We start from the raw sequence: 13,270 nt of genomic DNA, 5'->3' as shown, positions 1-13,270 counted from the left end.
CCGACTGTTTTCAGCCAGCGCGGCCTCACGGAAGGCCCCCGCCCGGAACCGGGTGGGGGCCTTCCGTTTGTGCGGGCCGACAGTGGGTAGTCAGAGCTGCCCGTGCTCCGGGGTGTCGAGGATGCCGGACTGCGCGATGAGGAAGCCGAGTTGGGCGCGGCTGCCGCTGCCCAGATAGGCGGCCAGCTTGGCGATGTGCGCCCGGCAGGTGCGTACGTTCATCCCCAGACGGCGCGCGATGGCCTCGTCCACGTGCCCTTCGACCAGCAGCTGGGCGATCGTGCGCTGCACGCCCGAGACGCCGTCCGGAGCATGCGTGTAGGTCACTTCCTCGCTCAACGGCACGGCCCTGCGCCACAGTTGCTCGAAGACCTTGATGAGGTAGTCGACCAGCCCCGGGTGGCGCAGCTCCAGCGCCACCGTCCGGTCGTCGCTCGCCGGGATGAAGGCCACCGTACGGTCGAAGATCATGAGACGCTCGATGAGCTCCTCGAGGGTGCGGATCTCCACCTTCCCCGTGGAGATCCGGTCCACGTAGGCGAGCGTGCCCTGGCTGTGCCGTACCGTGTGCTGGTAGAGCGTGCGGATGCTCACCCCCCGGTTGAGCAGCGGTGCAGCGCGCTCCAGTGCCTCCGTGAGGATGAAGCTCGGCCGGGCTCCGCCCGGTTGGACGGTCAGCGCCTCCGTGTGGCACTCGGCGGTGGCCAGGTCGAGGGCCGCGTTGATCTGCTCGAAGCCCTCGAGCACGGTGATGGCGTGGGTGGTCGCGGGGCTCTGGGCGCTGATGGTCAGGAACGGCTCGAACGCGTCGGCGAGATCTACGGCGCTCCGTCTCCGGTCCCGGATCTCACGCTCCAGCGGATGGAGCCGCTGGGTCAGGGCAACGGACGGGGGAACCGCGCGCAGTTGGTTCGCGTCGTCAGGGTCAGGCCTCAGCAGAGCGAATTCGAGCAGGCAGGGGGCGTTCTCCACCTCGCCGCGGGAGACGCGGCCGGTGCTCAGCGCGGCTGCGTAGAGCCGCGCTCCCTCGGGGCACATGGCTGTGACCGGGTGGGGATGTGTCGGGTTTGTGTCGCTCTTGGGCAAATCTCCACCCCCCAGGGTCCTGAACATGTAAGAACATGATGCATCGTCCCTGTGGCACTGACGTGCCTGAATAAGCCATCGTCAGTCACGCGGGGGAGAGGATTCCATCAAGTGAGGACGAAGCCGACCATGTATAAGAGAATGCTTCGCTCGGTGCTTGCCGTTGTTTTCTCCGTCGTTGCGGTCCATGGGGCAGTCGTCGCCGTCAGCGGTGACGCGGGAAGCGTTCAGGCCGACACCGGTACCAGTACCAGCACGCCCGTCGTATCGGTAGGCAAGACCGATCTGGGCTGGAACACGGCTCCCGCTGATCTCGGCTGGAACACCACACCGGCGAAGGTCTCCTGATGACCCCCGACGATCGCGGCTTCCGCCGCGAAATGGCCTCCGCCTACCGCTCCGGCTGGCAGTTCATCGACCTCGCCACGGCCATCCCCCCCCCTGGCGACTCGTTGATGGTCACCCTGTTCGGACAGCCGATCGTCATCGTGCGCGAGGAGGACGAGGACGTACGTGCGTACCGCTGCCTGCGCCGCCCCCGCGGCGCGCCGCAGCCCGTCCGCTGCGAGGTGCGCTACGGCATGGTCTTCGTCAACCTCGATCAGCGAGACCACCAGCTCTTCGAACCTGATATCACCACCGCCACCCCCCGCAGTGCCTGACGCGATTCCCCCGTCGTTGCAGATCGCTCAGGTGCTACCCCCACACAACGGCGCCGTCGTGGACCTGACCACGATGGCGCCGTTGTGATGTCCGCGTCCATTCGCCGGCCGGACAAGATTTGGTTGCGGATCGCGCCGGGGCCCCGGCGCGGCCCGGCCTGAGCCGGCCCCTGAGCCGGCCCGGCCGTCAGGCGCGGCCCATCGCCCGGTCCAGGGTGATCTCCAGGACCACCCGGTCGGGGTTGGGCGAGGGCGTCCGCCCGTAGCGCTCCGCGTAGCGCGCCACCGCGTCGGCGACCGACGCCTCGTCGTCGCGGATCACCGCGTGCCCCTCGAGGGTGGCCCAGCGGCGCCCTGCCATCTGGCAGACCGCGACCCGGGCCGTGCCCGGCCGCGCCGCCAGGATGTTGCGGACCTTCTTGCTGTGCTTGTTGCTGATCACGCGGGCCAGCCCGGCCTCCGGGTCGTACGTCACGCCCACCGGCACGACGTGGGGCGTCCCGTCGGGGCGCGGCGTGGTCAGCGTGCAGATGTGCCGCTCCCGCCAGAAGGCGAGGTACTCGGGCGTCGGGTTGAGTACGTCATGGGACATGGCCCGAAGGGTACGGGGCCGACCCGCCCGGCGAACCGGCGCCTGCCTTGAGGCGGGCGCCTTGAGTGGAATAGACTCAACTTTGCATAGGTTGTTTATGTCATAGTCCTGTCCCCCAGAGAGGAGCAGTCACCCGTGGATGCCGAGCTGACCAACAAGAGCCGGGACGCGCTGAACGCGGCCACCAGCCGGGCCGTCAAGGACGGCCACGCCGACCTGACCCCCGCGCACCTGCTGCTGGCGCTCCTCGCCGGCGAGGACAACGAGAACCTCACCGACCTCCTCGCGGCCTCCGACGCCGACCAGGCCGCCGTACGGGACGGCGCGGAGCGGCTGCTCGCCGCCCTGCCCAGCGTCACCGGGTCCACGGTCGCGCCCCCGCAGCCCACCCGCGAGCTGCTCGCCGTACTCGCCGAGGCGGACGCCCGGGCGGGCAAGCTCGGCGACGACTACCTCTCCACCGAACACCTGCTCATCGCCCTCGCCGCCAAGGGCGGCGCGGCCGGCGAGGTCCTTTCCGCCCAGGGCGCCAGTGCGAAGAAGCTGCTGGACGCCTTCCAGAACGCGCGAGGAGGGCGGAGGGTGACCACCCCCGACCCCGAAGGCCAGTACAAGGCGCTGGAGAAGTTCGGCACCGACTTCACCGCGGCCGCCCGCGAGGGCAAGCTCGACCCGGTCATCGGCCGGGACCACGAGATCCGCCGCGTCGTGCAGGTGCTCTCGCGCCGCACGAAGAACAATCCAGTGCTGATCGGCGAGCCCGGGGTCGGCAAGACCGCCGTGGTGGAGGGCCTGGCCCAGCGCATCGTGAAGGGCGACGTGCCGGAGTCCCTGAAGAACAAGCGGCTGGTCTCCCTCGACCTCGGCGCCATGGTCGCCGGTGCGAAGTACCGCGGCGAGTTCGAGGAGCGGCTGAAGACCGTCCTCGCGGAGATCAAGTCCAGCGACGGCCAGATCATCACCTTCATCGACGAGCTGCACACGGTCGTCGGCGCGGGCGCCGGCGGGGATTCGGCGATGGACGCGGGCAACATGCTCAAGCCCATGCTGGCCCGCGGCGAGCTGCGCATGGTCGGCGCGACCACCCTCGACGAGTACCGCGAGCGCATCGAGAAGGACCCGGCGCTGGAGCGGCGCTTCCAGCAGGTGCTGGTCGCCGAACCGTCCGTCGAGGACACGATCGCGATCCTGCGCGGCCTCAAGGGCCGCTACGAGGCCCACCACAAGGTTCAGATCAACGACAGCGCCCTGGTCGCCGCGGCCACCCTCTCCGACCGGTACATCACCTCCCGCTTCCTGCCCGACAAGGCCATCGACCTCGTGGACGAGGCGGCCTCGCGGCTGCGCATGGAGATCGACTCCTCCCCGCTGGAGATCGACGAGCTGCAGCGTGCGGTGGACCGGCTGCGGATGGAGGAGCTGGCGCTGAAGAACGAGTCCGACCCGGCCTCGCTGGAGCGCCTCGACAAGATCCGCAAGGACCTCGCCGACCGGGAGGAGGAGCTGCGCGGCCTGACCGCCCGGTGGGAGAAGGAGAAGCAGTCCCTCAACCGGGTCGGTGAGCTGAAGGAGCGCCTGGACGACCTGCGCGGGCAGGCCGAGCGCGCGCAGCGCGACGGAGACTTCGACACCGCCTCCAAACTGCTCTACGGGGAGATCCCGACGGTGGAGCGCGAGCTGGCGGAGGCCACCGAGGCCGAGGCGGAGGTGTCGAAGGACACCATGGTCAAGGACGAGGTCGGCCCCGACGACATCGCCGACGTGGTGGGCGCCTGGACCGGCATCCCGGCCGGCCGCCTGCTCGAGGGCGAGACCCAGAAGCTGCTGCGCATGGAGGACGAGCTGGGCCGGCGCCTGATCGGCCAGGGCGAGGCCGTACGGGCCGTCTCGGACGCCGTGCGCCGCACCCGGGCCGGCATCGCCGACCCCGACCGGCCGACCGGCTCCTTCCTCTTCCTGGGCCCCACCGGCGTCGGCAAGACGGAGCTGGCCAAGGCGCTGGCCGACTTCCTCTTCGACGACGAGCGGGCCATGATCCGCATCGACATGTCGGAGTACGGCGAGAAGCACTCCGTGGCACGCCTGGTCGGCGCCCCGCCCGGCTACGTGGGCTACGAGGAGGGCGGCCAGCTCACCGAGGCCGTCCGCCGCCGCCCGTACTCCGTGGTCCTCCTCGACGAGGTGGAGAAGGCCCACCCGGAGGTCTTCGACATCCTGCTCCAGGTCCTCGACGACGGCCGCCTCACCGACGGCCAGGGCCGCACGGTGGACTTCCGCAACACCATCCTGGTGCTGACCTCCAACCTGGGCAGCCAGTTCTTGATCGAGCAGAGCCTGATGGATCCGGCCACGGCCGCCGAGCAGAAGAAGCAGCAGGTCCTGGACGTGGTCCGGGCCACCTTCAAGCCGGAGTTCCTCAACCGCCTCGACGACCTCGTGGTCTTCTCCGCCCTGAGCGGGGAGGAGCTGGCCCACATCGCCGAGCTCCAGATCGGCCGCCTCGCCAAGCGGCTGGCCGACCGGCGCCTGACCCTGGAGGTCACTCCGGAGGCCCTGGCCTGGCTGGCGGTCAAGGGCAACGACCCGGCGTACGGGGCCCGGCCGCTGCGGCGGCTGATCCAGACGGCGATCGGCGACCGCCTCGCGAAGGAGATCCTGTCCGGCGAGGTCAGGGACGGCGACACCGTACGGGTCGACGTCTCGGGCGAAGACCTGCTGGTCGGCAAGGCGCTCTGACCTCGACCGCCGCCACCGCGTGTCCGCCCGGAGCGGATCGCGGGCCGCCGGGCTGGACACGGGGTGGGCGGCATGGGGGAGGATGCAGGTATCCGCACGAAGGGAAGTACACGGTGAGCATCGACCCGGCCTCGATTCCGAACTTCGGAGGGCAGCAGCCCGAGCCGCAGGCCACAGGACCGGCGGGCCCCGTCGTCCCCGATCAGGATCTGGTCAAGCAGCTGCTGGAGCAGATGGAGCTCAAGTACGTCGTCGACGACGAGGGCGACCTCGCGGCGCCGTGGGAGGAGTTCCGCACGTACTTCATGTTCCGCGGCGAAGACGAGCAGCAGGTCTTCTCCGTGCGGACCTTCTACGACCGTCCGCACAAGATCGACGAGAAGCCGCAGCTCCTCGAGTCGATCGACGACTGGAACCGCCGCACCCTGTGGCCGAAGGTCTACAGCCACACGCACGACGACGGCTCCGTCCGTCTGATCGGTGAGGCGCAGATGCTGATCGGCACCGGCGTGAACCTGGAGCACTTCGTGTCCTCCACGGTCAGCTGGGTCCGCGCCTCCATCGAGTTCGACAAGTGGCTCGTGGAGCAGCTCGGCCTGGAGAAGGAGATCGACTCCACGGACGGTGGCGACGAGGGCGAAGGCAACGGCTAGGACCCGGTCCTAGAGCGGTACCCGGGCCACGAGCAGCAGGTACAGCCCGTAGCCGTAGGAGAGCCCGGCCAGCCCCGCGGTCACCATGACGGCGGTGCGCGGCCGGGCTCTCGCCATGACGGCCGCCACCGGCAGCAGCAGCGGGAAGGCGGGGAGCAGGAACCGCGGCTTGGACTCGAAGAACCCGGCCCCGCCGTAGGCGATCAGCAGCAGTATCGCCGTGTAGGCGAGCAGCGGCAGCGGGGTGCGGTCCAGTACCAGCAGCATCGCCAGCAGCCCGGCCGCGGCCAGCAGGACCACCGTCACGGTGGTGGCCAGCGGCACGTGCCCGCCGGTCAGCACCCGCTCGGCGGAGCGCAGCGCCCCGGCCCCGAAGTCGAAGCGCGAGCCCCAGGCCTGCTGCACGGCGAAGTACCCGCCGAGGGGATCGCGCACCCGCAGCCCGACGGCCACGACGTACGCCGCCCAGCCCGCGGGGGCCAGCAGTCCGGCCGCCCACACCTTGGGCGCCCGGGACCGGCGGGTGAGGATCGCGTACAGGGCCATCACCGAGACGGCCGCCGCCACCGCGAGCCCGGTCGGCCGGGTCAGCCCCGCGAGGACGGCCAGGCCCGCCGCCCACATCCAGCGCTCGCGCAGCAGGGCGTAGAGCGCCCAGGCGGCGAGCGCCGCCAGCAGGGCCTCGGTGTAGGCCAGGCTGAGCACCACCGCGTGCGGCAGCGCCGCCCACAGCCCGACGAGCAGCAGCCCGGCGCGCGGCCCGATCACCCACTCGCCGATCCGGTACACGCCGACGGCGGCGACGGCGGCGCAGATCCACGCGACGAGGATCCCGGCGGGGAGCAGCCCGCCGGGCAGCACGGAGCCGACCAGCCTGATCAGCGCCGGGTAGAGCGGGAAGAAGGCGTAGTCGCTCTGGATGGAGCCGGTGCCGGTGGCGGCGCTGGGCCACATCTGGGTGCGCCCGTAGCCGTTGGCGGCGATCCCGAGGTACCAGACGGAGTCCCAGGACCTGCCCAGCACCCGGAGCGGGTCCTTCCCGGCCCACCACGAGCCGAGGGTGAGGACCAGCACCCCGGCGCCGCGTACGGCGGCGAACACCCCGAGCGCGATGACCGTCGCCGGCGCGGCGGCCCGCACCGCCTTGACGGCGCGCATCTCCAGGGGCGACGCGGACACCGAGACTCTGCCCGTTGCCATGTATCCCGACTTTCCTGCTCTTCGTGAGTACGCTCATCCGATGATGAGAGCTTCGGGCACGTTCCAGGCCGTCAGCTTCACACCGGCCTCGCTCGCCCCGCAAGCACACCTGGAAAACGACGACGCCCCGGTCCGGGGCTAGAGGCGGCGCAGGCGGGACACCGCTTCGCGGAGTACATCGGTCCGCTTGCAGAACGCCCAGCGCACCTGCGTGGCCCCGGCGGACTTGTCGTCGTAGAAGACCTGGTTCGGGATGGCGACCACGCCGCAGCGCTCGGGCAGGGCGCGGCAGAAGGCCAGGCCGTCCTTCTCGCCCAGCGGGGTGATGTCCGTGGTGATGAAGTACGTGCCCTGCGGGCGGTAGACCTCGAAGCCGGCCGCCGCGAGGCCGTCGGCGAGCAGGTCGCGCTTGGCGGCCAGGTCCGCGCGGAAGTCCTCGTAGTACGCGTCGGGCAGGGCGAGGGCCTGGGCGATCGCGTACTGGAAGGGGCCGGAGGAGACGTAGGTGAGGAACTGCTTCGCCGAGCGGACCGCCGTCACCAGCTCCGGGGGCGCGGTCACCCAGCCGACCTTCCAGCCCGTGAAGGAGAACGTCTTCCCGGCGGAGGAGATGGTGACCGTGCGCTCGCGCATGCCGGGGAAGCCGGCCAGGGGGGTGTGGGATCCCTCGAAGACCAGGTGCTCGTAGACCTCGTCCGTGACGACCAGAAGGTCGCGCTCCACGGCGAGGGCGGCGACGGCGCTCAGCTCCTCGCGGGTCAGGACCGTGCCCGTCGGGTTGTGCGGGGTGTTCAGCAGGAGCAGGCGGGTGCGCGGGGTGACGGCGGCCCGCAGCTCGTCCAGGTCGAGGGTGAAGCCCCCGGCGTACGGGCGCAGGGTGACGGGGACGCGCACGGCGCCGGCCATCGCGATGCAGGCCGCGTACGAGTCGTAGTACGGCTCCAGGGCGATGACCTCGTCGCCCGGTTCGAGGAGGGCCAGGAGCGCGGCGGCGATGGCCTCGGTGGCCCCCGCCGTCACCAGGACCTCGGTGTCGGGGTCGTAGGCGAGGCCGTAGAAGCGCTGCTGGTGCGCGGCGACGGCGGTGCGCAGCTCGGGGACGCCGGGGCCCGGCGGGTACTGGTTGCCGAGGCCCGTGAGGACCGCGCGGGAGGCCGCCTCGGCGATCTCGGCGGGGCCGTCGGTGTCGGGGAAGCCCTGGCCGAGGTTGATCGACCCGGTGCGGGCGGCCAGTGCCGACATCTCCGCGAAGATCGTGGTGCCGAAGGCCGCCAGACGGCGGTTGAGGAAGGGGCGGTCGCTGCTCACGGGTGCGCTCATGGGCGCCATCCTGAGGGGAACCTCTGGACTTGCTCAAGTGTGCTTTGGGCCGCGTGGCCTGCGGGCATCCCACCCTCACTCGGGACGCGGGGATCCCGTCCCCCGGGAAGACCGGGGCGTGAGAGAGGGGGCGGACGTGGTGTTCGTCTTCATTGTGCTCGGGGTGCTCGGGCTTACGCTCGTCGCTTTCGTCGTGACCGTGGCGATCCGTTCGTTCCGGCAGGGCTATTCGGGTTCCGGCTCAGGTTCGGGCAGCGGCGGCGGCAGCAGCAGCAGCAGCTGGTGGACGGCGGGCAGCAGCAGCTCGTCCTGCGGCTCCTCGTCCTCCTGCGGCTCGTCCTCCTCCTGCGGAGGTGGCGGGGGCGGGGGGTGCGGCGGTTCCAGCTGACACGGGGCAGCCGGCACCGCGTGGACGAGGGCGCCCGGCGGGCGGATTTCCGCCGGGCGCCCTCTCCTTCGCGCACGCATCACGACGCGCGGGCACACGCGGTTGAACACGTGAACTGTGGAGCCCCCGGGGGGATGTAAACCCCGTCAGATTGGGTAAAAACGCTGTGAGTGCCGTGCCTTTCATGATTCCCTCGGTTGGGTAGACCAGTCCTCGGACCTCCCTGGACTTCCTGTGGACCCGTGCCGGTGTCCCCCCACCCGTTGACCACCGCTGGCGGGCCCCGGTCCCTCTCCCTCGCGCGTTTGCGGAGCCGACTCATGCTCACGACCCTCCAGACCACCTACACCGACACGCGTGCCGCCGATCTCGCCTGGGCCCTGGGACGGGACCGGCTGCCCGCCCTGGCCGTACTGAACCTCGAACTGTCGGGTGCGAAGGTGGAGTTGCGCCTGCTCGGGGCTTCTCACCAGGTGCTCCTGGAGGAGGGGGACGTGCTCTGTTCGGAGACGGTCGCCTGTATGCCCGGCAGCAGCACACCGCTGCCGCTCGGCGTGGCCAAGCGGGTGGGCGACTGGGAGTACGAGTTCGCCGCCCGGGTCGAGACCTTGTCCCGCGGCTCCTTCGCGGGCCGGGCGCAGGAGCTGCTCGCACTGGTCGCCGACCACCCGAACGGACTGGCGGGCACCTTCCCGGGCAGTCCGCACGCCTTCACCGCCATGCTGGCGCAGCACTACGAGGGCCAGGTGCGCTGGCGGACCTGGCACGCCTATCCGCAGGAGGGGCAGCTCGTGGCCACCAGGACCCGGGTCGGCGTACGCGCGGGCGCCGTCGCCGTGGTCGCCCCCTTGCAGACGCACGCGGTGCTCTAGCATCCGGTCGCGGCACGGGGGAAACGCGCCGGGGCAGCCCCCCCCGTGCACGCCGTGCACCCCGTGCACCCCCGTTCACCCGGTGCACCCCGTGCACCCCTTGTGCCGCAGCGGTTCGAGGGGCGCGGACGGCGCCGTCGGATTACGCCAACTGGCCGATTCGGTGCGCCACTTGCACCCATGTGGGTGACCGGATGCGAGAGGGTGGTGACGTACGGTTCGCTGCATGATCGACCGTTCTGTCCCGCGCCGGGTGCTCCCCGCTCCGGAGCCGCGCGGCGCGGCGACCGTCACGGCCGCCCTGCCCGTACGGCCCCGGACCGGCCGACTCCTCGTGCTGGCCACCGTGTTCGTCTGCGCCGCCTGCGGGCTCGTGTACGAACTGGAGCTGCTCGCCCTCGGCACCTACCTCATCGGCGATTCCGTCACCCAGGCGTCGGTCGTGCTGTCCGTCATGGTCTTCGCCATGGGCGTCGGCTCCCTGCTCGCCAAACGGTTGCGGCACCGCCCCGCCTTCGGCTTCGCCGCCATCGAGGCCGGGCTCGCGCTGCTCGGCGGGCTCTCGGCCATGGCGCTGTACGCGAGCTTCGCCTGGCTGGGTGAATCCCGGCCGGCCCTCGTCGCCTTCTCCTTCGCCATCGGCGTCCTCATCGGCGCGGAGATCCCGCTCCTGATGACCCTCATCCAGCGCATCCGCAGACAGGACGCGGGCGGGGCCGTCGCCGACCTGTTCGCCGCCGACTACGTGGGCGCCCTGGTCGGCGGCCTGGCCTTCCCCTTCCTGCTGCTGCCGGTGCTCGGCCAGCTCACCGGGGCCATGCTCACCGGCACGGTCAACGCGGTCGTCGGCGGCGGGCTCGTGCTCTGGCTGTTCCGCCGCGACTTGAGCCGGCGCGCCCGCTGGACGCTGGTCGCCGCCAACGTGACGGTGCTGTCCGTGCTCGCCTGCGCGACGGTCCTCGCCGACGACTTCGAGCGGGTCGCCCGGGGCGCCGTCTACGGCGAGGAGGTACGGGTCGCCGTTCGGACCGGGGTGCAGGAACTCGTGCTCACCGGGCCCGGCACCGGCTCCCCGCGCTCCCTCGACCTGTACCTCGACGGCCGGCTGCGGGTCAGCGGCTACGACGAGTACCGATACCACGAGGCCCTCGTCCACCCCGCCATGACCGGCCCGCACATCCGGGTCCTGGTGCTCGGCGGCGGTGACGGGCTCGCCGCCCGCGAGGTGCTGCGCTACCGCGACGTCGCCTCCGTCACCGTCGTCGAACTCGACCCCGGCGTGGTCCGGCTCGCCCGCACCGACCCGATGCTCTCCGCGCTCAACGCCGGCGCGTACGAGGACCCGCGGCTCGGGGTGGTCACGCAGGACGCCTTCCGCTGGCTGCGCGGACCGGCCGTCCGGGACCGCTTCGACGTGATCGTCTCCGACCTTCCCGACCCCGGCATCACCCCCAGTACGAAGCTGTACTCGCAGGAGTTCTACGGGCTGGCCGCGCGGGCCCTGCGGCCCGGGGGCCGGATCGCCGTGCACGCCGGACCGATGGCCACGCGCCCGCACAGCTACTGGACCGTCGAGTCCACCCTGCGCGCGGCCGGCCTGCGCACCTCCCCCTACAGCGCGGGCGGCCGCCTGGCGGGCTTCACCGCCGGACCTGACCGCACCCCTCTCGCCGGCAGCGGCGCGCCCCCGCAGGACTGGGGCTTCGTACTGGCCTCCCGAGAACAGGCGCCGCCGCTGAAGGTGGACCACGACGCGCCGGCGCTGCGCTCGCTGTCGACGCACTCGCTCCAGGACGCCGCACGCGACGCCGAGCGCACCCGGATGCCGGGACTTCCGCCGTCGACGCTGCCGCACCCGCGGTATTCGTGACCCGTGCGGGTCTCGTCGGTAGGCTCGTCCGCATGGAGCATCAGACGTTCGTTCCGGTACCGGCAGACCGTCTCCGCGCCGTGCTGCGCGACCCCGTCCGGACGGCCCGGTGCGTGCCGGGGCTCCAGCAGGACGCCGACACCGAGTCCGGACCGCTCTCGGGCCGGCTGAAGGTCCGGGTCGGCGGGCACACCGTGACCTACCGGGGCGCCTTCTCCGTCACCGAACGGGATCCCGGCCACTTCGCCGTCGACGGCGAGGGCACCGAGGTCCGGGGCAGCGGGACGGTCAAGCTCACCCTCGCGCTGCGGCTCACCCCCGAGGGGGACGACCGGACCCGCCTCGACTTCACCGCCGGGGCCACCGCCGACGGACGCGCCGCCGGATTCCCCGCCGAGGCCACCGCCACCGTTGTGCGACGGCTGCTCGACCAGACCGCCGAGCGCCTCGCGGAGGCGGCCGACGGCGGGGCGGCGGGGGCCGGGTCCGGCGGGTCGGCCGGGTCCGGCGCGGCCGCCGGAGCCGCCGGGTCCGGCGAGGCCGCCGGGTCTGCCGGGTCCGGCGAGGCCGCCGGGTCTGCCGAGCCCGCTGGAGCTGCGGAGTCCGCCGGACCTGCCGAGTCCACCGGACCTGCCGGGTCCCCTGGACCTGCCGAGTCCACCGGACCTGCCGAGTCCGCCGGAGCCGCCGCCCCCGAAGTGAGCGATCCCGTGGCGGACGCCGAGGAGGACGAAGCCGGCGGGGCCGACGGGTCCGAGGACGACGACATCACCGAGGTCACCGCCTCGGTCTTCGAGACCGACGTGCCGCCGCCCTCCCTGGACCCCTTCCTGGCCGACGGGCTCGACGACCTCGGCGACCTCCCGCGGCCCCCGGCCGAGGCCGCCCACGCCCGCCGCACCATGATCGGCCGCAGCGCCGAGGAGGTGGACCACGCGCCCCCGCGCGGCCGGTACGCCCCCGTCCCCGCACCCGCCAACACCTCCGCCGGCGACAGCCTCCGCTGGCTCGCCCCCGCCGCCGCCCTGGCCGTGGCCTCGGCGATCGCCATCGGCCGTGCCCTGCGCCGTCGCCGCTGAGCCCTATTACTCTCGACCGCATGAGTACGCAACTGAGCGTCGGCGGGGCCGAGCTGACCATCGACCAGGAGAACGGCTGCCGGATCAGCAGCCTGCGGGTCGACGGGACCGAGCTGCTGCGCCAGGGCCCGCACTTCGGGGCCTTCCCGATGGTCCCCTGGTGCGGCCGCACCGCGAACGGGCGGTTCCGTGACGGCGCCGTCGTCCACCAACTGCCGCTCAACCACCCCCCGCACGCCATCCACGGCCTCGGCCGCGACACCGCCTGGCGCAGGGGCCGGCTCACGGACACCGAGGCGGCGTTCGTCTTCGACCTCGCCGACCCGTGGCCGTGGCCCGGCCGGGTCACCCAGAGCTTCGAGCTGACCCCCGACGGGCTGACGCTCTCCCTGGGGGTCGAGACGTACGGCGACTCCTTCCCCGCCCAGGCGGGCTGGCACCCCTGGTTCCGCCGCAACCTCGGCACCGGCGAGGACGTACGGCTCGACTTCGCCCCCGAGTGGCAGGAGGAGCGCGGCGACGACCACCTCCCCACCGGCCACCGCACCGACCCGAAGCCGGGCCCCTGGGACGACTGCTTCGGCATGCCGCACGGCGTCGACGTCACCCTCACCTGGCCCGGCGCGCTGGAGCTCAAGGTCACCAGCCGCGAGGAATGGGTGGTCGTCTACGACGAGGAGGCCGAGGCCGTCTGCGTGGAACCGCAGTCCGGTCCGCCGAACGGGCTGAACACCCTCCCGCGCCTGGTCACCCCCGTCGACCCGCTGGAGGTCGCCACCACGTGGACGTGGCGGCGGCTCCCGTAGAGCCGA

Annotated in this window: 13 protein-coding genes; 8 read left to right on the top strand and 5 right to left on the bottom strand. The window is 72.0% G+C overall.

What is annotated here, in order from left to right:
* Positions 1-90: 90 nt before the first annotated feature.
* Complete coding sequence (locus BGK67_RS17215; protein WP_079154238.1) at positions 91-1,113, bottom strand: helix-turn-helix transcriptional regulator; 1,023 nt, start codon at positions 1,111-1,113, stop codon at positions 91-93.
* Positions 1,114-1,197: 84 nt separating this feature from the next.
* Between BGK67_RS17215 and BGK67_RS38320 the strand changes: the two genes are divergently transcribed.
* Positions 1,198-1,434 carry a hypothetical protein gene (locus tag BGK67_RS38320; protein ID WP_141754026.1) on the top strand — a complete coding sequence of 79 codons (237 nt, stop codon included), beginning with the start codon at positions 1,198-1,200 and terminating at the stop codon, positions 1,432-1,434.
* On the top strand, positions 1,434-1,748 hold the full coding sequence (locus BGK67_RS17210; RefSeq protein WP_069920921.1) for a Rieske (2Fe-2S) protein: 315 nt from the start codon (positions 1,434-1,436) through the stop codon (positions 1,746-1,748). Before BGK67_RS38320 ends, BGK67_RS17210 begins: the two co-directional genes overlap by 1 nt.
* A gap of 187 nt (positions 1,749-1,935) precedes the next feature.
* On the opposite strand, the gene BGK67_RS17205 is transcribed toward BGK67_RS17210, so the two are convergent.
* Positions 1,936-2,340, bottom strand: coding sequence for a pyridoxamine 5'-phosphate oxidase family protein (locus BGK67_RS17205; protein ID WP_069920920.1), 405 nt, complete (start codon positions 2,338-2,340; stop codon positions 1,936-1,938).
* Positions 2,341-2,475: 135 nt separating this feature from the next.
* Here BGK67_RS17205 and clpB point away from each other — a divergent pair, with 135 nt between their 5' ends.
* Both clpB and BGK67_RS17195 read left to right on the top strand, forming a co-directional pair.
* The gene (gene clpB / locus BGK67_RS17200) at positions 2,476-5,076 is read left to right on the top strand and encodes an ATP-dependent chaperone ClpB (protein ID WP_069920919.1); all 2,601 of its coding nucleotides are present in this window, start codon (positions 2,476-2,478) and stop codon (positions 5,074-5,076) included.
* A gap of 113 nt (positions 5,077-5,189) precedes the next feature.
* On the top strand, positions 5,190-5,729 hold the full coding sequence (locus BGK67_RS17195) for a type III secretion system chaperone family protein (protein ID WP_069920918.1): 540 nt from the start codon (positions 5,190-5,192) through the stop codon (positions 5,727-5,729).
* Positions 5,730-5,738: 9 nt separating this feature from the next.
* Here the strand turns inward: BGK67_RS17195 and BGK67_RS17190 are convergent, their stop codons facing one another.
* The 3 genes from BGK67_RS17190 to BGK67_RS38910 form a co-directional block, all read right to left on the bottom strand.
* On the bottom strand, positions 5,739-6,929 hold the full coding sequence (locus BGK67_RS17190) for a glycosyltransferase family 39 protein (protein ID WP_208948709.1): 1,191 nt from the start codon (positions 6,927-6,929) through the stop codon (positions 5,739-5,741).
* A 138-nt stretch (positions 6,930-7,067) separates the two neighbouring features.
* The gene (locus tag BGK67_RS17180) at positions 7,068-8,258 is read right to left on the bottom strand and encodes a pyridoxal phosphate-dependent aminotransferase (protein ID WP_432215459.1); all 1,191 of its coding nucleotides are present in this window, start codon (positions 8,256-8,258) and stop codon (positions 7,068-7,070) included.
* Positions 8,259-8,474: 216 nt separating this feature from the next.
* A complete protein-coding gene (locus BGK67_RS38910; protein WP_069920915.1) occupies positions 8,475-8,654 on the bottom strand; it encodes a hypothetical protein in 180 nt (59 codons plus the stop codon).
* 303 nt (positions 8,655-8,957) lie between these two features.
* Between BGK67_RS38910 and BGK67_RS17170 the strand changes: the two genes are divergently transcribed.
* The 4 genes from BGK67_RS17170 (at position 8,958) to BGK67_RS17155 (ending at position 13,264) form a co-directional block, all read left to right on the top strand.
* Complete coding sequence (locus BGK67_RS17170; RefSeq protein WP_069920914.1) at positions 8,958-9,509, top strand: DUF2617 family protein; 552 nt, start codon at positions 8,958-8,960, stop codon at positions 9,507-9,509.
* Positions 9,510-9,735: 226 nt separating this feature from the next.
* On the top strand, positions 9,736-11,379 hold the full coding sequence (locus BGK67_RS17165; RefSeq protein WP_079154237.1) for a polyamine aminopropyltransferase: 1,644 nt from the start codon (positions 9,736-9,738) through the stop codon (positions 11,377-11,379).
* A 32-nt stretch (positions 11,380-11,411) separates the two neighbouring features.
* On the top strand, positions 11,412-12,458 hold the full coding sequence (locus BGK67_RS17160; protein WP_069920913.1) for an SRPBCC domain-containing protein: 1,047 nt from the start codon (positions 11,412-11,414) through the stop codon (positions 12,456-12,458).
* A gap of 20 nt (positions 12,459-12,478) precedes the next feature.
* Positions 12,479-13,264, top strand: a complete 786-nt coding sequence (locus BGK67_RS17155; RefSeq protein ID WP_069920912.1) for an aldose epimerase family protein — start codon at positions 12,479-12,481, stop codon at positions 13,262-13,264.
* Positions 13,265-13,270: the final 6 nt, after the last annotated feature.

It is taken from the genome of Streptomyces subrutilus (assembly GCF_001746425.1).
GTDB classification, from domain to species: domain Bacteria; phylum Actinomycetota; class Actinomycetes; order Streptomycetales; family Streptomycetaceae; genus Streptomyces; species Streptomyces subrutilus_A.
Note: the sequence above shows the minus strand (reverse complement) of the source record. Positions and strands in the feature narration are given on the sequence as shown.